Origin of the sequence: Enterobacter sp. 237C8 (genome assembly GCF_034106865.1) — a bacterium.
GTDB lineage: Bacteria > Pseudomonadota > Gammaproteobacteria > Enterobacterales > Enterobacteriaceae > Enterobacter > Enterobacter asburiae_B.
Window position 1 is genome coordinate 711,002 of sequence record NZ_JAWNDF010000001.1, and the last position, 24,871, is coordinate 735,872.

Sequence of the window (24,871 nt, forward strand, 5' to 3'; positions counted from 1 at the left end):
ATCATTTCCCTTTAGTGAGGTTGTCGGCGTTCATGGCAGTTGGACCGGCAGGTACCGATCGTCCGGCGAGCATCAGCTGCGCCTGCTGCTGGACGGCATCCGGCAGGGCGGAGAAGGTTAACTCCCGGCAAGGAATGGAACCGACATAGCGCACCACGTCGCGCATACTTTTCACGTTGAGTTCGCACTGATAAAACTGCTGCTGGCGCACCAGGTAGAGGTTATGCAGCAGGGCATCGCTCTGGGCGCTGAATCCGCCGTTGCCGAGATCGCTCCAGCCGTTAACGTTCAGCGGCACGCCACCGATAAACGGCGAATGACGCTCGTCGGTTAACTGGCCGAGCCAGGTGTAGCTTGCGGTGGTTTGCACATCCCGACGCAGCAGTTTGCCAGGCACCATAAACAGCGTTCTGCTGCCTGAACCTTGCGTGATCTCACTGCTGGCCCCCCGGGATACGTCCAGCGATTCGTTAATCGTCAACGTCGTCTGCTGGTAGCCCGGCACTGCGAAGAGGGCGCGGCTATTGCCCGGAATGTCTGCGCTCCCGCTGTTATCCAGCGACACGGCAACGCTCGGAGCCTGGGTATCTTCCGGTGTGGCAACGTTAACCGCGACGGCGGAAGCGGGACGACCGTCGCTCCAGCGGCCCAGCCACAGGCCAGAACGCGACAGCGCAAGGGTTGAGCTGTAGTTGCCGCTGCTGCTCAGCGTATGGCGCCTGTCCTGTCGATCCCAGGCGTCGCTGACGGTCAGACTGCCGTTGCCATATCGCCCGCCCTGGCGCGTATAGGCTGAGGTATTCAGCGAGTCGCTGTTAATGCCCGACGCGCTCAGACCATACTCGTTTTCGCCGCGTGCATCGGCGTACCAGTTATGCGCCACGTTGTAGCTCAGCTGATTTTTTTCACGCTGCTGGTGCTGCCAGGTCGCGCCCATAGAGGTATAGCTCGAGGCATCACCCTGACGGTTATGCGCCATGGACAGGCTCACGCTCAGGTAGCCGCCTTTGTCCCTGCCGTCGCGGGCGTCATCGTGACGCATGAACAGGTTAATGCTGCTGTTAATGTTGAGGCCTCGGGTGCTAAAGGCATTGCTCAGCCCTCCCTGCCAGGCGCGCGAGCGCGAGCGGGTCATATAGACCGATTCCCACGGCAAACCCGCATCGTGGCGATCGTCGCTGTCCGGGAGCTCCCGACGTGAAACGTACCGTCCTTCGTTGCGGTTATCCGAATATCCGAGGCTCGCATACCAGGCGCCGACAGGGACGGAAAACATCACCGAGAGGGTGCGATAGCAGCCGTTCACGGCGTCAAACCCCGCGCTTCGGGTGTTGCAGTTTTCCGCTGATAGCGCGTTGCGATAGAGGCTCAGCGAAAAACCGTCGTTGTAGCTGATTTGCTGAATATTGCCGCGCTGGCCTTCGCTGCCGTAAAGGTAGCTAAACCGGGTACTCAGCACGCCGTCGATCGGGCCCGCGTTGAAGCCCCGGCTCCAGTCGAGCGCATTTTCCAGGAAACGCTGGTTTTTCTTTATCGTTGCTCCGCTGGTCAGCGCCAGGGTCGGGGTGACGGGCAGGCGCACACCCGCCTGCGCAACCGCGCTGCGTTCTTCGTTCCGATCGCTATTGTCGGTTTCACCCGCCTGCAGGAACCACTCGACGCGGTCAAATGGCGTAATGCCGGTTCGGGTAAACGGCACCTGCTCGGTACGCGTCAGCCGGTTATTTTCATAGACCGACAGCGTGACGGTGTAGCTCCCGTCCGGAAACGAGCGCGTGTCGAGGGTTTGCGCCCCGGCATTCAGGTAAAAGCTGGCCAGCAGCTGATTGCCACGGCGGGCGTCGATACGCGCGTCATGGGAAAGCAGTACGGTGACAGGCGTTCCCTTTGACTGCTGAACCGGATTAATCCACGCCCGTGTTGAACCCGTGCGCAGACCGCGAATTTTGCCCAGCGGCAGCTGGCTGAGGTTGATATTCCCGCCGGCATTACTGAACAGATCGCGGGTATCCATCTCGCCCAGCTGGACATAGTACTGACGCAGGATATCCTGGCGGAACCAGGCGTTGTTGACGGTGATTTCCTGTTGCTGCTGGCGCCTTGAACGCTGTCCCAGCCAGGTCCAGTCGAGGTTAACATAGCCGTCCTGCGTGAGCGCCAGCGCGCCATTGCCCTGTACGGTGGCTGACTGATAATCCCTGTCGGCAACAAAATTAATATTCTGCTGATGGATCAGCGCATTTTCGGTGTCCTGCGTGGGCTGATACCACTGATTTTCCGCGGTGGCTTTAGGCAGAAATTTCTTGTCCAAAAACAGGCTAATACGGGCGTTATTCTCATCATAGATAATGGCCGCGCGGTCGGTATCAATGTAATCGCAGCCCGCTGCGGAGCCGTTGCTGCTGCAGGCCAGGTTGCCGTTACGGGCAAGCGGAACGGCCAGCGCGGCAGACACGGTGCCAACGAGAGCAGGGTCGTCGTTAAACCGACGTTTGATGGCCGCAACCACGGTTTCAGGTGCGACAAAACTGACCGTTTCAAGCGTGATATCCGTTTCAAAAAGTCCAAGCGACTCGCCGTAGAGGTTGACCTCTGTCCACAGGCGCTGCGTTTTCGCCAGATCTTCAAAACCTGCCGGGACGGCCATCCCGGCGCAGGCGAGTTGGATGGATGCGGGTAACAAAGCAACAAAGAGGAGAGTATTTCTGTGAAACGCCATGAACGAGCCTCGACATCATCCTGACGTCAGAGGGTGGGCACCCTCTGACGTTATTCCTTAGGTGCTGTGGTGTTACGCACCGCCTTCCGTGGTAGTCGCCTGCGTCAGCATCAGGCTGACAACGCCGCTGTACTGACCGGTTTTCAGAATGCCTTTGGTGGTCTGAGAAATGGTCAGCGGCAGTACCGCTGAACCGTTTTCAATGCTTCCCGGGAACAGTTCGGTACCGGTATATTCCACATCGGCGGTAGAGAGGGTTTTGTCGCCCAGCTTCACCGTCATTGGGATGGTCTCAGCACCGTCGGCATTTGCCAGCTTCGCGGCGCTTACCAGACGGACTTTCACGTTGCTGGTGGCGGAGTTAGACCACACCTTGGTATTCAGGCGATAGCTTTCCAGACCGCGGCCAGGCAGATACTGCATATCGATGCTTGCCGGCAGCGGCGTGTTATCGGCCTGGGTCATGTCCAGCTGTGAATCAACGCTGGCGTTGACGGTAATATCTTTTTGGATCGCCAGCGCGCTAACGGACGTGGTCATCGCGGCAACAATCATCAGAGGTTTAAAGTACTTACGCATTGATATCTCCATATTTACAAATGAGCACCCTGGCTCTTTAAACAAACCCTTTTGGGTCTTTACGGTAACGTCGTGTTATTGCACGACGGGTAAATCAGCTTCTTCAGCGGTTTTATTCACCCAGTTGAAGTAGCGGAATTTATATTTCTGGCCTTGTGTATTTGTGAGCGTTTTTAATTTCCGTTCGGTATCCGGATAAATCGTCGCGTCTTCTTTAACCCATTTACACGACGAATCTCCGTCACAAATACCGATCTCTCTCAGCGGCACGCGCAGCGTACCGTTGTTTTTTAACGTGCCCCTGCGAGGGTCTATCGAGAGTGAAACCGCACTTTTTTCCGGGGCGAGGTGGATCAGGGCGCCCCAGATCACATTGACGCCCAATGTCGCCGTCGCAGCCGGGCTTTCTGCCTTGCCGGGAATAATGCTGTCAGGCTGCTTTACCCCTTCAAAATAGACGCGCCAGGTGGTCTCTTTTTCCGGTGGCGTAAGCGATACCAGACGAACGACGCGCATTGCACCTGCCGCGAGGGCAAATTTTTCGGGCGTGACAACAACGCCGCCTTCTTTCCACGAGGCCACATCAATCTCTTTTTCCTGGGCCGTGCCGGGATTAAGAATTTTCTTTTGCCTCACCCGAATGAACTGAATATCATCCGTTTTCGACGCTACCTTAATTTGCGCCGCACCGGACCTGTCCACATTCAGTTCCATGGGGTACACGCTCATATTGGCCATTGCCATTTCTGAGAAAAATGGCAATGACAGCGCGGCGACATAAAAGGCGGTTGTCATGTTCACTCTATTTTTCTGTTTCACATTCAGTCTGCCTGCTCTGAGTTCATCGGCGGCGCGTTAACACCAGGACACCGTCTGCTTTCGTATTGCTTCAGGGCAGGGAAACTTTAACCAGAACAGCGGTTTGTGAAAATTTGTATTAATTAACTCGTTAAATACAGGTTTTTATCCTGCTTTTCTGTCTTTAAGGTTGTATAGTTAAGCGAAAATACCGCGGCCAGGGATAGGAAGAAAATTCCTTCTGATGAAAAAATAAGCAGGTCAGGAGGCGGTTTTCATGTCGATGTACCAGGGATTAAAAAAGCATGCGGTAACAGCCGAGAATAAAAGATGTTTTTTATATGCAATAATTCGTTGTTATTCGATCCTGAAGCACATGCAATAAGTCTTGTTGGACAACCAGAATCTGTATTAACGCTTTCGGCGCCAGCCGTGCGGCTTTTGCAGGAATTTATAAAACACAAAGGGCACGACCTGAGTCGGGAGGAATTGATCACTCGCGTTTGGGAGGAATTTGGCTTTACGCCATCGGGAAATAATCTCAATAAAGCGGTAAGCGAATTACGTAAAAGCTTCCAGTCTCTGGGAGAGGGGCACGAATTTATTGTGACCGTACCCCGTTACGGATTTCGCTTTGATGCTGAGGTGATTTTTCAGCCCGGGGAGAATATTCCATCCGTCGATCCGCAGCCCTCGGTCGCACCGCAAGAAGTAAAGCCTCAACGCGCCTCCATGAAAAAATGGGCGATTGTGGCCGTATTGATCGTCGCTGCGCTGGGGACGAGCCTCTACTTCAGCCGACAGCAGGGGATTTTCATTCCGGCGAAACTCAAGCCGGTTAAGGAAAAAATCGCGCGTTGCAGCATCTGGATTATCAACGATCACGGACGACCGCTGGTGCTATCGAAATTAGCGGAGCGGCTGGAGGCTAATAACGTGGCGTGCGGACGGGAGGAGTACGACATTTATTATTTCAGCGCCCGTTTTACTATTTCCGCTGCAGATGAGGTGTTTATTGGTGCCTGTCCGGTCAGCAAAACCAGCCTGTGTAAAACCATACGTTATAAAAGCGGGGCACAAAAATGAAAATAAAACTTCTTTTTGGCGTGGGCGGTGTACTGGTTGGTTGTTCGCTGGCATTTTTTTACTATTCCGGCAGCGTGGGTAAAAAGGATGTGCTGGCCTGCAGCACTGAATTTAATTTCACGCGCAATGAGGGAAAAGCCAGTGAAGTGAAGGTCAATACCGTTGCCCAGTTCTATTTTCATCGGGACGGTACCGGGTTGACCACCTATAAAGGCGCGGCAAGGGCTGGCGGGCAATGTTTGATCGTTGACAGGGATGTGGATTTTACCTGGCAGCAGCGGGACGATGATAACGTCATCGTATTGAGCTACACCAAAACCTGGCGTCGGCACAATGACAATACGCCTGATGCTCAGTGGGGTAGCTTCGCCAATCCGACCGCACGCTACTACCTGACGATCTCTGAACTCTCGCCTTCCGTGTGGCTGATTCAGGACCGGCGCTATCCCACCTATATTTGCCGGGGTGAGTAGGGCATAAAAAAAGGAGAATGCCACAGGCATTCTCCTTTTTCGTATCCGTTGTGCTTAATCGCGGCTGGCGAAGCCCAGGATGCTCAGCAGGCTGACGAAGATGTTGTACAGCGACACATACAGGCTCACGGTGGCGCGGATATAGTTCGTCTCGCCGCCGCGAATGATGTTGCTGGTTTCAAACAGGATCGCGCCTGAAGAAATCAGAATAAACACGGCGCTGATCGCCAGATGCAGGGCAGGCAGCTGCAGGAAGATGTTTGCCACCATGCCCACCAGCACTACCACAACACCCGCCATCAGCATACCGCCGAGGAAGGACATGTCCTTACGCGTGGTCAGCACGTAGGCCGAGCAGCAGAAGAACACCAGCGCGGTACCGCCCAGCGCCATGCCGATAAGGTCACCCATACCGGCAGACAGATACGCATTCAGCATCGGCCCCAGGATGTAGCCCAGGAAGCCGGTGAAGGCAAACGCGGACAGAATGCCGACGGGCTTGTCAGCGGTTTTGTAGGTCAGGAACATCAGACCATACATACCCACCAGCGTCAGGATCAGCCCCGGAGACGGCAGCATCAGCACGGTGCTGGCGGTGGCGGTGATCGCTGAGAAAGCCAGCGTCAGGCTGAGCATGAAATAGGTATTGCGCAGCACCTTATGGGTGCTGAGTAGCGATGTGCGGTCGCGTGAAGAAGTAATTATACGATCCATGAGTCACTCTCTTATGACAGATGTAATTAGTGGAAAGAATAGGAAACGGCACGCCAGTCTCAAAGTGGTTTTACCCATCTTTACTCAGCACGTTAGCGCTGGAGGCGGTTATTTCTTCTGCAGAAATCCGTTTCGCCAGTATGAACAGCGGTTTGCGACAATTTATCAGATCAAGCTCTTATAGGTTACTGAAAAATATTGCGTTATTACCATTCGAACGCTAAGAGTTATTTCCGGATCGTCATAAAACAGACTATAAGGCGAAGGAAATGAAACCACAAACACGCACTCACTTTACGCTTTCTTTGTTAACCGCAGGGATCCTGTGCGCCAGCACGGCAGCCTGGGCGGCTAACGTGCCGACAGGAACCGCGCTGGCCGACAAACAGGAACTGGTCAGAAACAACGGCAGTGAACCGGCTTCGCTCGACCCGCATAAAGTCGAAAGCGATGTCGAATTCAATATTATCAGTGATTTATTCGAAGGGCTGGTAAGCGTCTCCCCGACAGGAGAAGTCCAGCCCCGACTGGCGGAAAAATGGGAGAACAAGGACAACACCGTCTGGACGTTCCATTTGCGTCCGGGCATCACCTGGAGTGACGGCACGGCGATTACCGCTGAGGATGTGGTCTGGAGCTGGCAGCGCCTGATCGATCCGAAAACGGCTTCGCCGTATGCCAGCTATCCGGGCAACATGCATATCGTCAACGCGGCCGATATTGCTCAGGGAAAAAAAGCGCCCGATACGCTGGGCGTAAAAGCGATTAACGACACCACGCTGGAAGTGACGCTCACGCAGCCAAACGCGGCCTTCCTCGCGATGCTGGCGCACCCGTCGCTGGTGCCGGTGGATAAAGTGCTGATTGGCCGCTTCGGGGATAAGTGGACCAAGCCGGAGCATTTCGTCAGCAGCGGGGCGTATAAGCTGTCGCAGTGGGTGGTCAACGAACGCATCGTGGCAGAGCGCAACCCGCGCTACTGGGATAACGCACATACCGTGATTAACAAAGTCACCTACCTGCCCATCACGTCCGAGGCCTCGGATGTGAACCGCTATAAGGCGGGCGAAATTGACATCGTGTACACGGTGCCGATCAACCAGTTTGCCCAGCTCAAGAAAACCCTCGGCAGCGAGCTGGACGTTTCACCTCAGCTGGCGACCTATTACTACGAATTCAATACCACCCGGCCGCCGTTCAACGACGCGCGCGTGCGTAAGGCGCTGAACATGGCGCTGGATAAAGACATCATTGCCGGAAAAGTATTAGGGCAGGGGCAGCGCCCGGCGTGGCTCATCAGCCAGCCGGATATTGGCGGCGTGAAGTTACAGAACCCGGATTACGCCAGCTGGCCGCTGGACAAGCGCATCGCTGAGGCGAAAAAGCTGCTGAACGAGGCCGGATATAACGCCAGCCATCCTCTGAGCTTCAACCTGCTCTACAACACCTCTGAATCGCACCAGCGCATCGCGATTGCGGCCAGCTCCATGTGGAAGAAAAACCTTGGCGTGGAGGCAAAGCTGCAAAACCAGGAGTGGAAAACCATGCTGGATACCATGCACACCCACAACTTTGACGCGGTGCGGTACGCGTGGATTGCCGATTACGACGATGCGGCGACCTTCCTGAACAACTTCCGCACGGGCGACAGCGAAAACACCAGCCAGTACAGCAATCCGGAATACGATCGGGCGCTGCTCGATGCCGCAAAAGCCAAATCAGCGGAAGAGCGGGGTAAGTTCTACCAGCAGGCGGAAGATCTGCTGGGGCGTGATGTGCCGGCTATTCCGGTTTATCACTACGTCCGCACCCACCTGGTGAAACCGTGGGTAGGCGGATTTACGCCGGATAAGCTGGGGTACTATTTCACGAAAGACATGTACATCAAAAAACACTAGGCCTGTGCTGATAAAATCGTCGATGTGTCGTCAGTTCAACCGATTAAACACGTTTTGACTATTTTTACAGCGAACGAGTGCAGCCACTCTTTACAGCACGCGGTGAGGTGTTTATAGTTCGCCTCACTTAGGAAGTGTGGCCGAGCGGTTGAAGGCACCGGTCTTGAAAACCGGCGACCCGAAAGGGTTCCAGAGTTCGAATCTCTGCGCTTCCGCCAGATATAAACCCCAGGTTACTCGTTAACCTGGGGTTTTTCTTTTGCCTTAACGCGGGTTTGTCTGTCACCAGATTCTGGCCATTCCTTCGCTTTCCGGGCGAACGAGCGTAAAACCAAATTTTGCATAAAGCTCAGGCACATCCGCCATTAAACAAACGTAGGCCCCTTTACAGGCATGGGTATCCAGCCAGGCTACAAGCGTTTCCATAATGACTCTGCCAAGCCCTTTCCCCTGATGAAGGGGATCAACGGCGACATCGACAATATCGAAATTCAACGCACCGTCCCCCACGATTCGCCCCATACCCACTGGTTTACCCTCATAAAGAATATGCATGCCGTAACAGCTGCCAGGCAGTGCTTTCCGGGCTGCCTCCAGAGGACGAGGGCTGAGGCCCGAGATTTCGCGCAGCCGACAAAACGCTTCTGCAGTGGGGACGGTCTCAACAACGGTATAGTTATCAGGCATAAAAAAGCTCCAGTCAGTGTCCATCAGGGGATCCCAGTCTGGCAGTAAAACTGACTAAACACGATTTTTAGGATCGATCCGCCTCACACTTTTAAGACTCTGCTATTTCCCTGTAAAAAACAGGCGTTATCATTCATCCCGTAAATATATTGCTATCTCTTACCGAGGCTTTGATGCTGGAGAATGTTTTCATCAGATAATCAGTTTCCCGCCCTTTTCAGGACGGACTGGTTATCGCTGCGCTTAAACCTTACGCGCGCACCTGCGGGTGTGGGCTCGTTTTTACGCATGATGATTACACAGGTTTTCCAGTATGAATTTATCCCGTCATGAACAACGTACCTTACACGTTCTCGCTAAAGGTGGACGTATTGTGCACGCCCGCGACAGCTCTGGCCGCGTCACTTCCGTTGAGTGCTACACCCGTGAAGGGCTGGTGCTGAGCGACTGCACGCTTAGCGTCTTTAAAAAACTCCGCACCAAAAAGCTGATCCGTTCCGTGAACGGGCAGCCTTACCGCATCAACACTACCGGGCTGAACAACGTTCGCGCCCAGCTGGATAATCGCTAAGCGGAATAAACAACGCCACCCGCGGGTGGCGTTCATGCATTGAACGGTGTAATTCAGGGATATCGTTGCGGATGCAGGAATGTAGGCCGGGTAAGCGCAGCGCCACCCGGCAATAAAGGCGACGTTTAAGAGCGGATAAAGGCCAGAATGTCCGCGTTGATGGTATCCGCGTGCGTGGTATGCATCCCGTGCGGGAAGCCCGGATAAATTTTCAGTACGCTGTTCGCCAGCAGCTTGTCCTGCAGCAGGGCTGCATTCTTATACGGCACGACCTGATCGTCGTCGCCCTGCAACACCAGAACGGGAACCGTGATGGTTTTTAGATCCTCCGTCTGGTCGGTTTCTGAAAACGCCTTAATCCCCTCGTAGTGGGCCTTTGCGCTGCCGATCATCCCCTGACGCCACCAGTTTTGAATCGTGCCCTGTGAAACGTCCGCGCCATCCCGATTAAAGCCGTAGAAAGGGCCGCTGGCGACGTCGAGGTAAAACTGGGCGCGATTAGCCGCCAGCGCTTTGCGGAAGCCGTCGAAAACCTCGATGGGCGTTCCGCCGGGGTTACTGTCCGTTTTGACCATCAGCGGCGGGACGGCGCTGACGAGCACCGCTTTGGCGACGCGCCCCTGCGGTTGCCCATACTGCGCAACATAGCGGGCGACCTGTCCGCCGCCGGTGGAGTGACCGACGTGCACGGCATTGCGCAGGTCCAGGCTTTCAACCACGGCCGACGCGTCGGCCGCGTAATGATCCATATCGTGGCCTTCACTCACCTGGTCCGAACGCCCGTGTCCACGACGATCGATAGCGATAACGCGATAGCCTTCAGCGAGGAAGAAGAGCATCTGGTTATCCCAGTCATCGGCACTTAGCGGCCAGCCGTGGTGGAAAACGATGGGTTGAGCCTCTTTTGGGCCCCAGTCTTTGTAGTAAATATTGACGCCGTCTTTCGTTGTTACGAATGCCATACCGCAGACTCCTCTGTGAAAGGCAAAACGTTCCCCGGCTGAGCGCACAGCGAATCATTAATGCCTTAATTAAGTTGGCTTTTTTCTGTTTCCCGTACCGACAGTACTCCTAAAGTGTAGGAGAAATAGTAAAAGCAGTCGGTTTCATTCCTGTGAAAGGGGCAGGACAGCGTTCAGGGGGAGGGGGAACGAATGAAGGCTCCGGAGAGATCCTCCTGAGCCTTCAGGGCAGCATTAACAGCAGGGGCGTTTAGCGGTTTTCTTCAATATAGCGGGCCAGGTCCGCCGGGGTTTTTAGCACCGTCGCCACGTCAGTTGGCGGGATCATGCAGCCGTAAACGTCCTGCACTTCCAGCACCATATCGACCGCCAGGATGGAGTCGAGAATGTCGGATTCAATCAGTTCATCGTGAAAGCCCACCTTGCGGGATAACACTTTTTCGAACAGGGCGAGAATTTCTTGTTCCATAATTTTTCCTGGAGTCATTAATTTGTGCGGGCGTAAGCGTCCAGCAGCTTGCGGTCAATTTTGCCGTTAGGATTCAGCGGCAAAGCGTCTTTTACGATAATTTGTGAAGGCACCATATAGTGCGGAACGACCTTCGACAGCGATGTTTTGATGGTGTCCGGCGCCATATCCGTCACGCAGAACGCGGCAATGCGCAGCACGCTGCCGCAGGATTTCATCAGCGGCAGGACCACCGCTTCGTTGATGCCGGACATGGCCAGCAGGCGGTTCTCGATCTCGTTGATTTCAATACGGTAGCCGTTCAGTTTGACCTGGCTGTCGTTGCGGCCCTGACAGTAGATCAGCCCCGCCTCATAGCCCAGATCGCCGGTCCGGTAGCCGCGAAACGCTTCATCTTCCCGACGGAGTAATTTCGCCGCGTTCTCCTGCGGCAGGCCGAGATAGCCGCGCATGACGTTTTTACCCCAGATAATCAGCTCGCCGTCGGCGGAAATTTCCATTTTGCTCTCAGGCATCATGACGCCCACCGGCAGCACGGCGCTGTCGCTGTTCAGGATCGCATCCGTGATTTCAACCACGGTCGTCGCAATCGTCGCTTCCGTAGGGCCATACGAGTTAATGATTTTGGCCTGCGGGAAGCGGCGGCGAAGCTGTTTAACCAGCGCTTTATTGAGCACTTCGCCAATGAAGATAAAGACGTTGAGCGCGGGCAAATACTCGCTGTTGAACTGCGGGGAAAGCAGCTGCTGGTATGCAAAAGAAGGGGTGGAAACCCAGGCGGAGACCGCGTTGCTTTTCAGTCGCTCCAGCCAGTTCTCTTTCTGAATGTCCTCTTTGGCGTTCAGCACGATGTGTCCGCCCATCGCCAGATTCGCCAGCAAAGGGATCAGGGAGAGGTCAAAGCTGAATACCGCGTGGTTCATCAGGACCGGTTTTTCCGGCAGTGAAAAGTCCTGGCTGACCCATTTCATGAAGTGCCATACGCTTTCACGCCCAATCTGTACGCCTTTAGGTTTACCGGTGCTGCCTGAAGTAAACATGATGTAGGCCAGATCCTGCTCCTCCAGTACCTTGCCCGGTTCCCCGGTGGCGATGAACTGCCGGGTCGCGACGTCGTAATAGTAAGGGGCGCTGGCCAGATGGCAGATCTCCCGGAGGCGCTCCTGCGGATAGATGCAGTCCACCGGGATGTACGGAATGTTGTGCAGCAGGCAGCTATAAATCGCCACGGCGAACTCGGCCTGCTGGTGACCGTACAATACGACCGGCGTACCGGCAACAGGCTGGCAGCGCTGATAGCGCTGCGCCCAGTCCGTCACGGCAGCGGAAAGCTGTAGCCAGCTTAAGGCTTCGTCGCTGCCGCTGATGGCCAGCTGCTGCGGGGAGGCGGGATCGCATAATGCCGCACGTAAGAAATCCTGCAGTTCCTGAAGATCGGAGTGATTTTTCATAGAGGTGACATTCCACTAAAGATGTAAAGGGATCCTGCGGCGCTTCCCAGCGTCAGAATTCGCCCTAAAAACGCAACGGCCGGATACTGCAGGCCGCGGTGCAATGCCGGGCTGCGTTTGGCTGACCACAGCAGCATGTTGTGAGCGACGGAAATCGCGCCAAACAGCGCGCCGCTGATGACGTAATGGCGTTCCAGGCCATTCCATGCCCCCATGCAGAATAAGGTGCAAAAAATACCGATATTTTGCGCCAGCGTTTTGTTCTGACGGAAAAAGTTGAATTTCATCAGGTTCATATAAACGGGCATAAAGACCACATCGCGCAGCCATTCAGACAGGCTGATGTGGAAGCGGCGCCAGAAATCCTGCGGGTTCTTTGCCAGAAGCGGCATGTTAAAGTTTGCCGGAATGCTGAGCCCAAACAGGCGGCCCGCGCCGATGGCCATATTGCTGTAGCCCGCAAAATCAAAGTACAGGTAGGTGCTGTAGGCAATCGACATCACCACGCCCACGGTCAGCGTAAACGGCTTATGGCTCCAGGGCTGCACGACAAGCGAATCAATCAGCATGGCAAACAGGAACTTCTGGACAATGCCGGTAATGATTTGCTCCAGCGCGACTAAAAACTGTTCGCGGTTAAGGGCAAATACGGGCTTGCTGACGTCACTCATCCACGTCCGCCAGCGGTACATTGGGCCGGCCAGGATAATAAAGGGCATAAACAGATAACAGAAATAGTGCAGGAAATTCTGACCTTCTTTTTTACTGCGATAGAGCAGCACGTCCAGCGCGCGGAACGTCATAAAAGAGAGGCCGATCATGCCCCAGTGGTTATTTAAATGTAATTTCACCAGCAGTAGCGGCAATAATGTCAGAACGACCGCCTGCCACGTTTTTAACCATCCCTTCTCTTTAAGCGTGGCAAAAACATAAAAGCTGAAAAAAACGGCGGCGGGGACAATATAATCGCCCTGAAATATATATCCCCATCCCAGCGCCGTTAACACCGAGAGCGCAGATAACCAGGTCAGACGATGGCGCAATACGCGATTAACCAGCGCAAACGCCAGCGCGGATGAAAACAAATAAACAAAAAACATTCCTGAGCTGTACATCATTCGGCCTCAGAACTTTTGATATTCAAAATGCAGCTGCATGCTCATGCTGTCATCGACAGAGGTCCACGCGACGATGGTGATCGCCAGCAGGAGATAAAGGAAAAAAAGACGGATCGCGATTTTCATCATTTAAAACTCTGTGCAATAAAGCGAATCATAGGAACCCAGGCCAGTTCGGAAGGGTGCAAACGATCCCAGTTCCAGCCATTCTGATAAGGCATGGCGTACATATCTAAATAAGGGATCTGTTTTTTTTCCAGAATGGTTTTTATTTGTTTATCAACCGGACGGAAGGTATCGGTATTGTAAAGCGCCCAGGGGTTAACCGGGTCGACGATAGCAATCACCTGCACGTGGTGTTCTTTAAGCAGCTGGACGGTTTTACTGAAGGCGGCGATTTGCGCAGGCACGACCGGCGTGTCATCCCACTGCTGCCGCGTACTGTCCTCCTCGTAAATCGTTTTGTCCATCCACAGGGTGGCCGCGCTCTGCTGGCGTTTTTTATTTAACTCGCGCGCATTCGCCAGCTCTTTATCCCAGTCGGGGGCAATGTGGGCGGCTGGCTGCTGCGGCCAGGGCTGTACCGTCTGGGGCGTGATGTTGAGCAGCGCCAGCCAGTCGTTTTTTATCAGGGTGCAGACGTTGGCAAACTGGAAGCTCAGCTCGTCCCACATCAGATCGGGGTGCCAGCCAAAGACGCGCATTTGGCCGAAGGTTAAATGGCTTATTTCTTTACTATCAATATGCTTTAAATAATTAACCAGCAGCGGGCGCGCCTGCGGATCCTTCATCAGCGGATTAAAAATAGAGCCGGGGAAATTATCGGCATAGATAGCCGGTGGCAGCCCTTTTGAATAAAAGCTGTCAGGAGCCAGAAGCAAAACAACTTTACTGTTTGCGTTAAGGCTATTTTTAAAACGAGAGAACAGTAAAAATTGCGTTTCATCATCGACGAACGCATCGCCATACGCCACGACGGGTTTGTGTAATTGCTTATTAAAGTAATTATATACAGCGTAATGTTCATCTTCTGAGGTGGCCACCTCAGACGCGCCAATGAAGAAAATAGCATTCCCTTCTAAGGCATGGGAAATAGTCGCAATTTTTTCCGCTTGTTCTTTCGGCGTGCCCGCCATTGATTTAATCAGCGGCTGGAAGGTGAGGGGCGGATTGAAGCTCGTCACCAGCGGGTGAACACAGAGGAACAAAATGGCCAGGGTCGCCATCAGGATATGTAAGCAAAGCGTATTTTTGATTTTCATCATCAACCAGTAACACTGCATGGCAGTAATTTCTAAATCTGCGGGTACTCAGATTTATAACAATTACACAACAAATGACCGTTTATTTTTGTGGCATTCTATACCAGAGCGATTTAAAAGGATGAGCGTTGCTGTGTAACGGTATGTACAAGGGGGCTGTGACCGATGCGCGGCAAGCGTCTGGGTGATTTTTGCGCAGTCAAACGCCGGCGGGTGAAAATAGAAAAATTCCTGCTTTACAAGGGGCTAATAGATGTTTATAGTGCGCCTCACTTTGGAAGCGTGGCCGAGCGGTTGAAGGCACCGGTCTTGAAAACCGGCGACCCGAAAGGGTTCTAGAGTTCGAATCTCTACGCTTCCGCCAAATTCGAAACCCTGCGATAGCAATATCGCAGGGTTTTTTCGTTTTACAGGGCAATCACCAGCTCCCCGGAATGGCTCCGCGAACAGCACAGCGCCACCTGCTGGTCCGTCCCGCCTTTTTCTGCCTCCGACTGCACGCTATCCCGGTGATCCACCACGCCGTCAATCACCGGCGTCAGGCACGCCCCGCAGATCCCCATTTCGCATGACAGCGGCACGTCCACGCCGTTTTCCTGTAGTACCTGAGCGATGGTCTTATCCGCAGGCACCGGCCAGCGCTCCCCGGTGGAGGCGAGTTTGACCGTAAAGATCTCGCCCGCGTCACCGCGTGCGGCAGGGACCGTGGGCTGAAACGCCTCGCTGTGGAGATGGCCATCATCCCATCCCCTGGCCGTCGCCACGTCTCGCACTTTTTCCATAAACCCTGCCGGGCCGCAGATCCAGGCGTGAAGCCCCGCCTCAGGCGCGGGGAGATGCTCTGCCAGCGCCGTGCGCGGGCTGGCGGTATGAATGTGGCACTCACCGAACCGGGAGAGTTCGCGCGCAAAGGCCGCGCTTTCGCGGCGTTTGACGTAATAGTGCAGCGTAAACGGCGTTCCGGCCGCCTTCAGCTGCAGGGCCATCGCATACAGCGGAGTAATGCCAATGCCCGCCGCCAGCAGCAACACCCGCTCAGCCTGATGCAGCGGAAACAGATTGCGCGGGGCAGAGATTGCTAATTTCTGCCCGGGTCGCAGCGTCTCGTGAACGTAGCGCGATCCGCCGCGCGAGGCGGTTTCCCGCCCCACGCAGATAAGATAGCTCTCGTCTCCACACGCACCGGTCAGGGAATACTGGCGCACCGCGCCGCAGGGCAAGTGCACATCAATGTACGCGCCGGGCTGCCACGCCGGCAGCGCGCTACCGTCTTCAGCCACCAGCCTGACGGCGAGGCTTTTGTCGCCCTCGCGCCACAGCCCGTCAACAATTACGCTCAGCATATCGGCCTCCGTCATACGAGGAAAAATTCGCCAAAGCCCATCTTCTTCAGTCCCCGACGGTAGGCAATTGAGCTCTTATCGGCGGGAATATGGGCTTCCAGCGTCAGATCCAGCGGCAGACTTTCCGGGCGCTGGGTTTCGACCATCAGGCGATCCTCTTCAAAAATGCGCAGATTGAAGGCATGCACATCCTCCACCGGAATATGCAGGTCAAAGTTACGCGCGATAGGGGCGAACATGCGGGTGACGCGCGATGACACGGGCGACGCGGCGTTCATGATGACCAGTCGCGATTCTCCCGGAAAATGAATCGTCAGGGTGGCGGTAAACGGCAGATGCATTTCAAAATGGCGCAGCCACTGGAACCCTTCCGGCGCCTGCACGGGTGAACTGGCGGGATAGTTGCTCACGGAGCTCCAGTAATCGGCAACAAAACCGAACGGCGTCTCCTGCGGCTGATAGGTGGGGACCCGCTGATTACTGGGATCGGCAAAGGTATCGGTGTGGATCCAGGCAAAGTGCGCCACGTCCAGAAACCCCTCTACCTGACGACCGGCAAAGCCGTTCACCTCAAACGCCGGGCAGTTGATCTGCTGAAATCCGTCGTCATCCCAGTGCGGCATGGTGGGCAGCGGCACAGGATTGTCCGGGTCAAACGCCAGGCAGGTCCAGATCAGGCCGAAGCGCTCTTCCACGGCGTAGTTAATCAGGTTCAGCTTCGCCGGAACGGGCTGGTCGGGGCTGGACGGAATACGGTTGCAGCGCCCGTCCTCCCCGAAGCGTAAGCCGTGGTAGGGGCAGATAATTCCGTGCTCGTCGTGAAAGCCGAGCGTCAGAGGCACGCCGCGGTGCGGGCAGACGTCACGAGCGACCACGACCTGGTCGTTAATCCGGTAAATCACCAGCTGTTCGTCCAGCAGGGTCGCCTTAACCGGCGCCGGGCCGACGTCGCAGGCGCGCGCGACCGGATGCCAGCACTTCGCGAGGCGCAGCCAGTCCTCTGGCTCAAACGTGCAGTGGGCGGGTGGAGTCGGTTCTCTTTTCATCGTTGTCCCTCTTGCGTTCAGCCTAACGGGCCGCCCTGAATGGTCTCGCACAGACCGTTGATGATGCGCTCACCGGTCTCCTCTTTGAGCTCCTGATACCAGGCCTGCGTCAACGCCATGTCTTTCCCGTGGGTGACGTCGCAGCGTTTACGCGCCTTCAGCACCAGGTCGCGCACCCGGTCGCAGCGCAGCGCTTCGTACTGGCGCAGCGCCAGCGTAATGCTGTGGTTTTCACGCAGGCACTCACCCAGCACCACGGCGTCTTCCATCGCCGCACAGCCGCCCTGGCCGATATCCGGCGTGGTGCTGTGCGCGGCATCGCCGAGCAGCGCGACGTTGCCGCGCACCAGGCTGTCGAACGGCTCAATGTCGTGGATTTCAATGCGGTTGGTCGTTTCAGGATCCAGCGCCGCGATAAGCTTCTGCACCGGCGGCGCCCAGCCGCGGAAGTAGCCCGTGAGGTCGGCGCGCAGGGTGGTGCGATCCTCCGCCAGGCCCGCGGGCAGCGGTACGTCAAAAAAGAAGTAGAAACGTCCGCCGGAAACGGGCATCAGCGACACGCGTTTGCCTTCGCCAACGAAGGTGGTCCACTGGTGCGCCGGGGCGATCTCTTCGTCAATCTTCACCAGCCCGTTCCAGTTCACGTACCCGGCGTAGCGGCGCTCCGGGGTATAGCCCAGCACGTACGGGCGCACGGCGGAGTGGCTGCCGTCGGCGGCAATCAGAAAATCGCCGGCTGCCGTGGTGCCGTCGGTGAAGGTCACGCTCACGCCCGCGCCGTCTTCGCTTACGCGTTCGACGCGCTTGCCGAACTGCACCCTGTCGCGCCCCCAGAAGTCCAGCATTTCGCGCTGAAGCTCAGCGCGCGAGACGGGGCAGGGGCGCCCGCCGGTACGCTCAACCAGCGGGGCAAGGCTGAAGCGGGTCAGGGTCTCGCCGCGCCGGTAATCCTTGTAGGCCATAAAACGCATCGGCCCGCCGTAGGTCTCGATGATGTCGCCCATACCGAGGTGCTGCATGCATTTCACGCCGTTAGGCCAGATGGAGATGGCCGCCCCGACGGGCCGGATCTCTTTGACGGCTTCAAACACGGTACAGTCGATGCCCGCTTTCTTCAGCGCGACGGCGGCGCTCAGGCCGCCAATACCCGCACCAATGACGATTGCTCTCATGCTTCTCTCCTTTTGCAGGGTGTAAAGACATTCAGCAATTTGCGTACCAGGCTGCAGAGTGGCGAAAACGGCGTTGTGAGGGCGACGTTTGCACTGCTAAGGTGCGCAAATACGGTGAACGTGCCTTTTTTTGAATCAAAAATTTCCAGTTGAGCTATACGGAATCGACTGTTTCACGCCCGCGCTCAGAGTGGCGTGGTTTGTGCAATAACCCGGAGGAAGACAATAAAGGAGACGCTATGATCGCACTGCACGACTTCAATCATCTTCCCCACGAAAAGGCGTTAGCGCTGATTCACCCCTGCGTGGCGCTCCCCGGCTGGGCCGATGCGCTGGTTCGCTGGCGACCCTACGCCAGCCGGGACGAATTGTTCAGTACGGCAAACGCGCTGACGCAAAACTGGGACGAAGCGGCGCTGGCGCAGGCCCTGAGCGCCCATCCGCGCATCGGAGAAAAGCCCGCAGGTTCACAGGCGGAGGCGGCGCTGTCGCGCCAGGAGCAGGGCGCGGTGAATGAAGGCGATGCTGCCCTTGCCCGGGCGCTGCGTGAGGGCAATGCCCGCTACGAGGCCCGCTTCGGACGCGTGTTTCTGATCCGCGCGAAGGGCCGCAGCGGCGAGGAGATTTTACAGGCGCTGCACGCGCGGCTGGAGAACAGCGACGCGCAGGAAGTCCGTGCCGCACTGGAACAGCTGCGGGAAATTACGCTGCTACGGCTGGAAGGAGTTATTAGCGAATGAGCACACTCAGCACCCATATTCTTGATATCTCGACGGGCAAACCCGCACAGGGCGTGACGGTCCATCTCGAACGGGAGGGCGAAATAATGGCCTCGGGCGTGACCAACGTCCAGGGGCGCATCGCCGCGTTCGTTCCCTCTCTGCCCGCAGGCCGCTATCGGCTGGTGGCGGAGATCGGCGCGTGGTTTAGCGAAACCGGTCGCGACACGCTATACCCCTGCGCGCAAATTGATTTTGTGACGGGAGAAGCGGCAGACGAGCATTTCCACCTGCCGTTTGTGATTGCGCCCGGCGGATGGTCAACCTACCGGGGAAGTTGACCACACCCGCTCGCCGTTGACCCAGGTCTCGCTGATGTTGCGCTCGTCGCCGAGGGTCATCAGCACAAAAAGCTGCTCGTAGATATCCTGACAGCGGCGATTGCGCAGGCGCTGCAGCGGCGTCACGTCAGGGTCGATTACCACGAAATCCGCCTCTTTGCCGGGCGCGAAGTTGCCAATCTTATCGTCGAGCCTGAGGGCGTGCGCGCCGCCCAGCGTGGCGTGATAAAACGCCTCGCTGGCGCGCAGGCGGTAGCTCTGAAGCTGGCCGACCTTGTAGGCCTCCCCCAGGGTGCGCAGCATGCTGAAGGTGGTACCCGCGCCGACGTCGGTGCCGATGCCCATCCGCACCTTGTGCTGCCAGCAGGCGGGCAGGCGAAACAGCCCGCTGCCGAGAAACAGGTTAGAGGTGGGGCAAAACGCCACCGCCGAACCGGTGTCATGCAGGCACTGCCACTCGCTGTGGTGAAGGTGAATCGCGTGGGCGAACACGCTGCGCTCGCCGGTCAGGCCGTAGTGGTGATACACGTCCAGATAGCGCTCGTGCTCCGGCCAGAGGTCGCTCACCCAGGCCACTTCGTTGGGGTTTTCGCTCAGGTGGGTCTGCATCCAGGTATCCGGGAACTCCTCTCTGAGCAGGCTGACCGCGGCGAGCAGCTCGGGGGATGAGGTCGGGGCAAAGCGCGGGGTAATGGCGTAGCCCAGCCGTCCCCGGTGGTGCCAGCGCTGGATCAGCGCACGCGTCTGCCGGTAGCTCTGCTTCGCGTCTTCGCTCAGGTAGTCCGGCGTGTGTCTGTCCATCATCACCTTTCCGGCGATTAGGCGCATGTTGAGGCGCAGGGCTTCGGTAAACAGCGCCTCGACCGATTCCGGATGCAGCGTGCAAAACACCAGCGCGGTGGTGGTGCCGTTGCTTACCAGCTGGTGAATGAAAAATTCGGCGATCTCTTTCGCGTAGGCTTCATCGGCAAACTGGCTCTCCACCGGGAAGGTGTAGGTGGTCAGCCACTCCAGCAGCTGCTCGCCAAAGGCACCGATCATCTCCGTTTGCGGATAATGGACGTGGGTATCGACAAAACCGGGCAGCAGTAGCTTACCGCGCAGGTCGGTGTAGCCCTTGTGGGGGTCAAGATACTGCTCGCCCTCCTGCCACGGCATGTGCGCCAGAATTTTTCCGTTCTGTATAAACAGCACCCCGTCCTCAAGGTAGCGCGCGTACCGGGCAATCGCGTCTGCGCTATCGCAGACCTGGGCAATATCAAAAAATGCGCCGCGGATCGCTGTCTGGTAATCCATCATGGTTCCTGCCTTATTGTGTACATAACGGGGTGATAAGGCGCAGCAAGAACGGTGCCAGAATGAACGGGCCGCAGATAGGCTGCGGCCGGAAGGAGGAAGTTACTCTTTTTGCGTCGCCACGCGGGAGCTGAACGACGTCGCGCCCGCCGTCTCGCGATCTTCCCGCGCCAGCCAGCGGTAGGTCACGCCGCCGAGGAAGACGCCGATAAACCAGCTGAAGTTCGCCACCTCATGCAGGGCCGGGATGAAGCTAATCACCAGGCCCACGGCAACGGACGGGATCAGCGCGCCGATGGCTTTCGGGTTGAAACCGTTGCGGTACCAGTATTTGCCCTTTGGCGTGTCGTCGAACAGGTCGTCAACCGACACCTTGCCGCGCTTAATCAGGTAGAAGTCGGCAATCAGAATGCCGAACAGCGGGCCGATGAACGCCCCGAGCACGTCCAGGGTGTAGTGGATAAGCTCCGGCGAGTTGAACAGGTTCCACGGGGTGAGCAGGATCGAGCCGACGGCGGCAATCATTCCCCCGGTGCGGAAGCTGATTTTCTGCGGCGAGCAGTTAGAGAAATCAAACGCCGGGGAGACGAAGTTCGCGACGATGTTGATCCCGATGGTGGCGGTGATCATCGTCAGCAGGCCAATCGCTACGGCCAGATCGTTGCCCACGCGGCTGACGGTTTCGATCGGGTCGGTGATCATGCGGCCAAACAGCGACTGGGTGCCGGAGACAATCACCACGGTGACGATGGAGAACAGCAGGAAGTTAAACGGTAGCCCCCAGCGGTTGCCGCGGCGGATCTCGCCCATGCTTTTGCCGTAGCGGGAGAAGTCGCCAAAGTTGAGCAGCGGGCCGGAGAAGTAAGACACCACCAGCGCGGTCGCGGTGATCATCTGCCAGGTCTGCTCGCCCGCGCTCAGGGATTTGCTGGCGAGAGTGAAGGAAATGCCGTCAAAACCGGTCTTGTATACAATCCAGCCTGCGAGGGCCAGCATCACCACGTAGACCGCCGGACCGGCGATATCAATAAAGCGCTTGATAGCGCTCATGCCGTGCCAGAAGACCATCGCCTGCAGCACCCACATGATGGCAAAGCAGATCCAGCCGAGATGCGACAGGCCCAGGAATGCGCCGGTAGTGAGCGAAGAGAGCGACGGCCAGAACTTGAGCGCCACCAGCATCAGGGCGTTGGCGGCCAGGTAGGTCTGAATGCCGTACCACGCGAAGGCGATCAGCCCGCGGATCACCGCCGGAATATTGGCCCCGAACACGCCAAACGCCTGACGGCTGATTACCGCGTAGGGCACGCCCGCCATCTGGCTCGGTTTGGCCACCAGGTTGGCGCACAGCTGCACGATGCAAATCCCCACCAGCAGGCAGAGCAGCACCTGCCAGCTTGCCAGACCGAGCGTAAAGAAGCTCGCGGCGACAACATAACCCCCCATGCTGTGAACGTCCGACATCCAGAACGAAAAGATGTTGTACCAGCTCCAGTTCTGGTCACGCGTCGGTGCCAGATCCTCATTGCAAAGACGTGGGCTGTAAACCGCACCGGAATCAGCGGCCGTACCCTGCTGCGCGTTTTGACTGTTTGGCATGAAACCTGCTCCTGTGAATGAAAACCCGTTAAGCGGGAGTGCAGACGGTGTTGCAGGATCCAGGCCAAAATAATAAATCTTGTATGCAATATTTTATTTTTATGTATACGATTCGATAACGAAGAGTAAAAACGGAGTGGTGAATGAACAACATAAACGCCCTGCAGACCGCGCCAGACCTGCATGACAAAGACGAATCGATCTTTCAGGCGCTGATGACCGCGATTGTCGAACATCAGCTGCTGCCGGGGAGCAAACTGCCGGAGGAGGCGCTGGCCGAGGTCTTTGGCGTAAGCCGCACGGGCATCCGCAAGGTGCTTCAACGACTCGCGGCTGTGCAAATGGTCACCTTAACGCCCAAGCGTGGTGCACACGTTGCCAGCCCGACGGTGGAAGAGGCGCAGCATATCTTCCGCACCCGCGCGCTGCTGGAGGTCGCCAACCTGCCGGACGTGCTGGCCCGCTGCCAGCCGCCGCACCTTGCCGCGCTGGAGGCCATTATTCGCCAGGAGCAGCAGGCGCGCGAGGCGTACGACGGCCCGGCGGCAATTCGCCACTCCGCCAATTTCCACATTCAGCTGCAGGCCATCTCCGGCAACCAGGTGCTGACGGAGATGGTGACCGGCCTGAGCCAGCGCTCGTCGCTGGTGATTGCCACCTGGGGCGCGCCGTGGCGTCAGGGGTGCCGCTGCAACGATCACGAACAGCTTGTGGATCTGCTGCGCCAGAAGGCGCTCCAGCCGCTAAGCGATGCTTTGATGCACCATTTTGAACATATCGTCGCCAGCCTCTGCTTCGAGCGGGCGGGCGAGTGCCTGCCTGATTTTGCCCGGCTGTTTGCCGGCCACAAGGAGTCGTAATGTCCTCTGTCTGTATACAAGTGATCAACCCCAACACCAGCCTCGCGATGACGGAAACCATCGGCGCGGCGGCCCGCGCGGTGGCGGCGCCGGGAACGGAGATCCTCGCGGTCTGCCCCAGCGCGGGCGTGCCGTCTATAGAAGGCCACTTTGATGAGGCCATCGCCGCCGTGGGGGTTCTCGAACAGGTTAAGCTCGGCAGAGAGCAGGGCGTCGATGGTCACGTCATCGCCTGCTTTGGCGATCCGGGCCTGCTGGCGGCGCGCGAGCTGGCGCAGGGGCCGGTGGTCGGTATCGCCGAAGCCGCCATGCATATGGCGACGCTGGTGGCGACGCGCTTTTCGGTGGTCACCACGCTGCCGCGCACGCTGATTATTGCCCGCCATCTGCTGCACGAGTATGGCTTTCAGGACAGGTGCGCGGCGCTGCACGCTATCGATCTCCCGGTGCTGGCGCTGGAAGACGGCAGCGGTGTGGCGCAGGAGAAGGTGCGCGCGCGCTGTATACAGGCGCTGAAAGAGGATGGCTGCGGCGCCATCGTGCTGGGCTGCGGCGGCATGGCGACGCTGGCGCAGGAGCTGACGCGCGAGCTGCGCGTGCCGGTCATCGACGGCGTCAGCGCGGCGGTGAAGATGGTGGAATCGCTGGTGGCGCTGGGGCTGTCGACCAGCAAGCACGGGGATCTGGCGTTCCCCGAGAAAAAAGCGTTAAGCGGACATTTTCAGGCACTGAATCCATTTTAATTTTTGGGGGTGGCAATGGGGCTTTTTGAACAGGATTACCCGCGGGATCTGCGCGGCTACGCGGGCAACCCGCCGCACGCGCGGTGGCCGAATCAGGCGCGTATCGCCGTGCAGTTTGTGCTCAATTATGAGGAAGGGGCGGAAAACCACGTTCTGCACGGCGATGCCGGATCCGAGCAGTTCCTGTCGGACATTATCGGCGCGGCCAGCTACCCGGATAAACACATGTCGATGGACTCCCTCTACGAATACGGCAGCCGCGCCGGGTTCTGGCGGATCCACAGTGAATTTCAAAAGCGCGGCCTGCCGCTGACGGTCTTTGGCGTAGCGATGGCGCTGGCGCGTCATCCTGAGATCGTCGAGGCAATCAAGGCGGCGGATTATGACGTGGTGAGCCACGGCTGGCGCTGGATCCACTATCAGAGCATGAATATCAGCCAGGAGCGCGAACACCTGCACAAGGCGGTGCACGTGTTGACCGACCTGTTCGGCAAGCCGCCGACGGGCTGGTACACCGGGCGCGACAGCCCCAACACCCGCCAGCTGGTGGTGGAGCACGGCGGCTTCGACTATGACAGCGACTACTACGGCGACGATCTGCCCTTCTGGACGGAAGTGGCCTGCAGCGACGGCTCCCGTAAACCGCACCTGATCGTGCCGTATACGCTGGATGCGAACGACATGCGCTTCGCCACCGCGCAGGGGTTTAACACCGCCGAGCAGTTTTATACGTATCTGAAGGACAGTTTTGACGTGCTGTACGAAGAGGGGGAACGCGCGCCGAAGATGATGTCCATCGGCATGCACTGTCGCCTGCTGGGGCGGCCGGGGCGTTTTCGCGCGCTGCAGCGGTTCCTCGATTACGTGCAGCAGCACGAGCGGGTGTGGGTCTGTACCCGCCAGCAGATTGCCGACCACTGGCGGGATGTGCATCCGTTTAAGAAGTAAGTGTGCCGTGTTTAGCC

At 57.1% G+C, this 24,871-nt stretch carries 24 protein-coding genes, 2 tRNA genes and 1 pseudogene; 11 read left to right on the top strand and 16 right to left on the bottom strand.

Features of this window, described 5'->3' with window-relative positions; genetic code table 11:
- Position 1: 1 nt before the first annotated feature.
- The 3 genes from USF70_RS03385 to USF70_RS03395 form a co-directional block, all read right to left on the bottom strand.
- Entirely contained in the window at positions 2 to 2,719 is a 2,718-nt protein-coding gene (locus tag USF70_RS03385; protein ID WP_320735272.1) for a TcfC E-set like domain-containing protein, read from the bottom strand.
- 72 nt (positions 2,720 to 2,791) lie between these two features.
- On the bottom strand, positions 2,792 to 3,298 hold the full coding sequence (locus USF70_RS03390) for a CS1 type fimbrial major subunit (protein WP_021240847.1): 507 nt from the start codon (positions 3,296 to 3,298) through the stop codon (positions 2,792 to 2,794).
- Positions 3,299 to 3,373: 75 nt separating this feature from the next.
- A complete protein-coding gene (locus USF70_RS03395; protein WP_232938311.1) occupies positions 3,374 to 4,117 on the bottom strand; it encodes a fimbrial protein in 744 nt (247 codons plus the stop codon).
- A 309-nt stretch (positions 4,118 to 4,426) separates the two neighbouring features.
- Between USF70_RS03395 and USF70_RS03400 the strand changes: the two genes are divergently transcribed.
- Together USF70_RS03400 and USF70_RS03405 are read left to right on the top strand one after the other, a co-directional pair.
- Positions 4,427 to 5,182, top strand: coding sequence for a winged helix-turn-helix domain-containing protein (locus USF70_RS03400; RefSeq protein WP_033145134.1), 756 nt, complete (start codon positions 4,427 to 4,429; stop codon positions 5,180 to 5,182).
- Positions 5,179 to 5,655, top strand: coding sequence for a hypothetical protein (locus USF70_RS03405; RefSeq protein WP_033145135.1), 477 nt, complete (start codon positions 5,179 to 5,181; stop codon positions 5,653 to 5,655). Before USF70_RS03400 ends, USF70_RS03405 begins: the two co-directional genes overlap by 4 nt.
- Positions 5,656 to 5,709: 54 nt before the next feature.
- On the opposite strand, the gene yccA is transcribed toward USF70_RS03405, so the two are convergent.
- A complete protein-coding gene (yccA, locus tag USF70_RS03410; protein ID WP_023335168.1) occupies positions 5,710 to 6,369 on the bottom strand; it encodes an FtsH protease modulator YccA in 660 nt (219 codons plus the stop codon).
- 269 nt (positions 6,370 to 6,638) lie between these two features.
- On the opposite strand from yccA, the gene USF70_RS03415 reads away from it, so the two are divergent.
- Together USF70_RS03415 and USF70_RS03420 are read left to right on the top strand one after the other, a co-directional pair.
- Positions 6,639 to 8,267 carry an ABC transporter substrate-binding protein gene (locus USF70_RS03415; protein ID WP_087822293.1) on the top strand — a complete coding sequence of 543 codons (1,629 nt, stop codon included), beginning with the start codon at positions 6,639 to 6,641 and terminating at the stop codon, positions 8,265 to 8,267.
- Positions 8,268 to 8,397: 130 nt separating this feature from the next.
- A tRNA-Ser gene (locus USF70_RS03420) sits at positions 8,398 to 8,485 on the top strand.
- A gap of 64 nt (positions 8,486 to 8,549) precedes the next feature.
- Here USF70_RS03420 and USF70_RS03425 read toward each other — a convergent pair.
- The gene (locus USF70_RS03425) at positions 8,550 to 8,954 is read right to left on the bottom strand and encodes a GNAT family N-acetyltransferase (RefSeq protein ID WP_232938345.1); all 405 of its coding nucleotides are present in this window, start codon (positions 8,952 to 8,954) and stop codon (positions 8,550 to 8,552) included.
- Positions 8,955 to 9,267: 313 nt separating this feature from the next.
- On the opposite strand from USF70_RS03425, the gene USF70_RS03430 reads away from it, so the two are divergent.
- On the top strand, positions 9,268 to 9,525 hold the full coding sequence (locus USF70_RS03430; RefSeq protein WP_320735273.1) for a YjhX family toxin: 258 nt from the start codon (positions 9,268 to 9,270) through the stop codon (positions 9,523 to 9,525).
- A gap of 125 nt (positions 9,526 to 9,650) precedes the next feature.
- Here USF70_RS03430 and USF70_RS03435 read toward each other — a convergent pair whose 3' ends face one another.
- The 6 genes from USF70_RS03435 to USF70_RS03460 form a co-directional block, all read right to left on the bottom strand.
- Positions 9,651 to 10,487, bottom strand: coding sequence for an alpha/beta fold hydrolase (locus USF70_RS03435; RefSeq protein ID WP_032658141.1), 837 nt, complete (start codon positions 10,485 to 10,487; stop codon positions 9,651 to 9,653).
- Positions 10,488 to 10,737: 250 nt separating this feature from the next.
- The gene (locus USF70_RS03440; RefSeq protein WP_008499867.1) at positions 10,738 to 10,956 is read right to left on the bottom strand and encodes an acyl carrier protein; all 219 of its coding nucleotides are present in this window, start codon (positions 10,954 to 10,956) and stop codon (positions 10,738 to 10,740) included.
- A 17-nt stretch (positions 10,957 to 10,973) separates the two neighbouring features.
- Positions 10,974 to 12,407, bottom strand: coding sequence for an AMP-binding protein (locus USF70_RS03445; protein ID WP_047061520.1), 1,434 nt, complete (start codon positions 12,405 to 12,407; stop codon positions 10,974 to 10,976).
- On the bottom strand, positions 12,404 to 13,522 hold the full coding sequence (locus USF70_RS03450) for an MBOAT family O-acyltransferase (RefSeq protein ID WP_048975195.1): 1,119 nt from the start codon (positions 13,520 to 13,522) through the stop codon (positions 12,404 to 12,406). Before USF70_RS03450 ends, USF70_RS03445 begins: the two co-directional genes overlap by 4 nt.
- A gap of 9 nt (positions 13,523 to 13,531) precedes the next feature.
- Positions 13,532 to 13,654, bottom strand: a complete 123-nt coding sequence (locus USF70_RS03455) for a hypothetical protein (protein WP_023335174.1) — start codon at positions 13,652 to 13,654, stop codon at positions 13,532 to 13,534.
- Positions 13,651 to 14,787: a D-alanyl-lipoteichoic acid biosynthesis protein DltD gene (locus USF70_RS03460; protein ID WP_048975193.1), complete on the bottom strand. Its 1,137-nt coding sequence runs from the start codon at positions 14,785 to 14,787 to the stop codon at positions 13,651 to 13,653. The genes USF70_RS03455 and USF70_RS03460 overlap by 4 nt, the downstream gene beginning before the upstream one ends.
- 276 nt (positions 14,788 to 15,063) lie before the next feature.
- Between USF70_RS03460 and USF70_RS03465 the strand changes: the two genes are divergently transcribed.
- Positions 15,064 to 15,151 (top strand) — tRNA-Ser (locus USF70_RS03465).
- Positions 15,152 to 15,194: 43 nt separating this feature from the next.
- Here USF70_RS03465 and USF70_RS03470 read toward each other — a convergent pair.
- From USF70_RS03470 to hpxO, 3 genes are read right to left on the bottom strand one after another with little or no spacing between them, the layout of a single operon-like run.
- Positions 15,195 to 16,130, bottom strand: coding sequence for a PDR/VanB family oxidoreductase (locus USF70_RS03470; RefSeq protein ID WP_320735274.1), 936 nt, complete (start codon positions 16,128 to 16,130; stop codon positions 15,195 to 15,197).
- Between the two features lie 11 nt (positions 16,131 to 16,141).
- The gene (hpxD, locus tag USF70_RS03475) at positions 16,142 to 17,176 is read right to left on the bottom strand and encodes a molybdenum cofactor-independent xanthine hydroxylase subunit HpxD (protein ID WP_182383285.1); all 1,035 of its coding nucleotides are present in this window, start codon (positions 17,174 to 17,176) and stop codon (positions 16,142 to 16,144) included.
- Between the two features lie 17 nt (positions 17,177 to 17,193).
- Positions 17,194 to 18,348 carry an FAD-dependent urate hydroxylase HpxO gene (gene hpxO / locus USF70_RS03480; protein ID WP_064672246.1) on the bottom strand — a complete coding sequence of 385 codons (1,155 nt, stop codon included), beginning with the start codon at positions 18,346 to 18,348 and terminating at the stop codon, positions 17,194 to 17,196.
- A 239-nt stretch (positions 18,349 to 18,587) separates the two neighbouring features.
- Here hpxO and uraD point away from each other — a divergent pair, with 239 nt between their 5' ends.
- Positions 18,588 to 19,088 (top strand): 2-oxo-4-hydroxy-4-carboxy-5-ureidoimidazoline decarboxylase, encoded by a 501-nt coding sequence (uraD, locus tag USF70_RS03485; protein WP_196354630.1) that lies wholly within the window; start codon positions 18,588 to 18,590, stop codon positions 19,086 to 19,088.
- Positions 19,085 to 19,408 (top strand): hydroxyisourate hydrolase, encoded by a 324-nt coding sequence (gene uraH / locus USF70_RS03490; protein ID WP_033145142.1) that lies wholly within the window; start codon positions 19,085 to 19,087, stop codon positions 19,406 to 19,408. Before uraD ends, uraH begins: the two co-directional genes overlap by 4 nt.
- Here uraH and guaD read toward each other — a convergent pair.
- Positions 19,388 to 20,704, bottom strand: coding sequence for a guanine deaminase (gene guaD / locus USF70_RS03495; RefSeq protein ID WP_047061527.1), 1,317 nt, complete (start codon positions 20,702 to 20,704; stop codon positions 19,388 to 19,390). The two genes, uraH and guaD, sit on opposite strands and share 21 nt — an antisense overlap.
- Positions 20,705 to 20,806: 102 nt before the next feature.
- The gene (locus USF70_RS03500; protein WP_029741848.1) at positions 20,807 to 22,303 is read right to left on the bottom strand and encodes an NCS1 family nucleobase:cation symporter-1; all 1,497 of its coding nucleotides are present in this window, start codon (positions 22,301 to 22,303) and stop codon (positions 20,807 to 20,809) included.
- A gap of 143 nt (positions 22,304 to 22,446) precedes the next feature.
- Between USF70_RS03500 and USF70_RS03505 the strand changes: the two genes are divergently transcribed.
- The 3 genes and pseudogenes from USF70_RS03505 to puuE all read left to right on the top strand — a co-directional run bounded on the left by USF70_RS03505 (position 22,447) and on the right by puuE (position 24,854).
- Positions 22,447 to 23,163: a GntR family transcriptional regulator gene (locus USF70_RS03505; RefSeq protein WP_320735275.1), complete on the top strand. Its 717-nt coding sequence runs from the start codon at positions 22,447 to 22,449 to the stop codon at positions 23,161 to 23,163.
- Positions 23,163 to 24,037, top strand: a pseudogene (gene hpxA, locus USF70_RS03510) (allantoin racemase). The gene USF70_RS03505 and the pseudogene hpxA overlap by 1 nt, the downstream one beginning before the upstream one ends.
- On the top strand, positions 23,955 to 24,854 hold the full coding sequence (gene puuE, locus USF70_RS03515) for an allantoinase PuuE (protein ID WP_223998190.1): 900 nt from the start codon (positions 23,955 to 23,957) through the stop codon (positions 24,852 to 24,854). Before hpxA ends, puuE begins: the two are co-directional and overlap by 83 nt.
- Positions 24,855 to 24,871 lie beyond the last annotated feature (17 nt).

What these genes read in the sequence shown, in the direction of transcription:
- USF70_RS03385 (WP_320735272.1), bottom strand. Translation starts at nt 2,719, where the DNA reads ATGGCGTTTCACAGAAATACTCTCCTCTTTGTTGCTTTGTTACCCGCA.
- USF70_RS03390 (WP_021240847.1), bottom strand. Translation starts at nt 3,298, where the DNA reads ATGCGTAAGTACTTTAAACCTCTGATGATTGTTGCCGCGATGACCACG.
- USF70_RS03400 (WP_033145134.1), top strand. Translation starts at nt 4,427, where the DNA reads ATGTTTTTTATATGCAATAATTCGTTGTTATTCGATCCTGAAGCACAT.
- USF70_RS03405 (WP_033145135.1), top strand. Translation starts at nt 5,179, where the DNA reads ATGAAAATAAAACTTCTTTTTGGCGTGGGCGGTGTACTGGTTGGTTGT.
- yccA (WP_023335168.1), bottom strand. Translation starts at nt 6,369, where the DNA reads ATGGATCGTATAATTACTTCTTCACGCGACCGCACATCGCTACTCAGC.
- USF70_RS03415 (WP_087822293.1), top strand. Translation starts at nt 6,639, where the DNA reads ATGAAACCACAAACACGCACTCACTTTACGCTTTCTTTGTTAACCGCA.
- USF70_RS03425 (WP_232938345.1), bottom strand. Translation starts at nt 8,954, where the DNA reads ATGCCTGATAACTATACCGTTGTTGAGACCGTCCCCACTGCAGAAGCG.
- USF70_RS03430 (WP_320735273.1), top strand. Translation starts at nt 9,268, where the DNA reads ATGAATTTATCCCGTCATGAACAACGTACCTTACACGTTCTCGCTAAA.
- USF70_RS03435 (WP_032658141.1), bottom strand. Translation starts at nt 10,487, where the DNA reads ATGGCATTCGTAACAACGAAAGACGGCGTCAATATTTACTACAAAGAC.
- USF70_RS03440 (WP_008499867.1), bottom strand. Translation starts at nt 10,956, where the DNA reads ATGGAACAAGAAATTCTCGCCCTGTTCGAAAAAGTGTTATCCCGCAAG.
- USF70_RS03445 (WP_047061520.1), bottom strand. Translation starts at nt 12,407, where the DNA reads ATGAAAAATCACTCCGATCTTCAGGAACTGCAGGATTTCTTACGTGCG.
- USF70_RS03450 (WP_048975195.1), bottom strand. Translation starts at nt 13,522, where the DNA reads ATGTACAGCTCAGGAATGTTTTTTGTTTATTTGTTTTCATCCGCGCTG.
- USF70_RS03455 (WP_023335174.1), bottom strand. Translation starts at nt 13,654, where the DNA reads ATGATGAAAATCGCGATCCGTCTTTTTTTCCTTTATCTCCTGCTGGCG.
- USF70_RS03460 (WP_048975193.1), bottom strand. Translation starts at nt 14,787, where the DNA reads ATGAAAATCAAAAATACGCTTTGCTTACATATCCTGATGGCGACCCTG.
- USF70_RS03470 (WP_320735274.1), bottom strand. Translation starts at nt 16,130, where the DNA reads ATGCTGAGCGTAATTGTTGACGGGCTGTGGCGCGAGGGCGACAAAAGC.
- hpxD (WP_182383285.1), bottom strand. Translation starts at nt 17,176, where the DNA reads ATGAAAAGAGAACCGACTCCACCCGCCCACTGCACGTTTGAGCCAGAG.
- hpxO (WP_064672246.1), bottom strand. Translation starts at nt 18,348, where the DNA reads ATGAGAGCAATCGTCATTGGTGCGGGTATTGGCGGCCTGAGCGCCGCC.
- uraD (WP_196354630.1), top strand. Translation starts at nt 18,588, where the DNA reads ATGATCGCACTGCACGACTTCAATCATCTTCCCCACGAAAAGGCGTTA.
- uraH (WP_033145142.1), top strand. Translation starts at nt 19,085, where the DNA reads ATGAGCACACTCAGCACCCATATTCTTGATATCTCGACGGGCAAACCC.
- guaD (WP_047061527.1), bottom strand. Translation starts at nt 20,704, where the DNA reads ATGGATTACCAGACAGCGATCCGCGGCGCATTTTTTGATATTGCCCAG.
- USF70_RS03500 (WP_029741848.1), bottom strand. Translation starts at nt 22,303, where the DNA reads ATGCCAAACAGTCAAAACGCGCAGCAGGGTACGGCCGCTGATTCCGGT.
- USF70_RS03505 (WP_320735275.1), top strand. Translation starts at nt 22,447, where the DNA reads ATGAACAACATAAACGCCCTGCAGACCGCGCCAGACCTGCATGACAAA.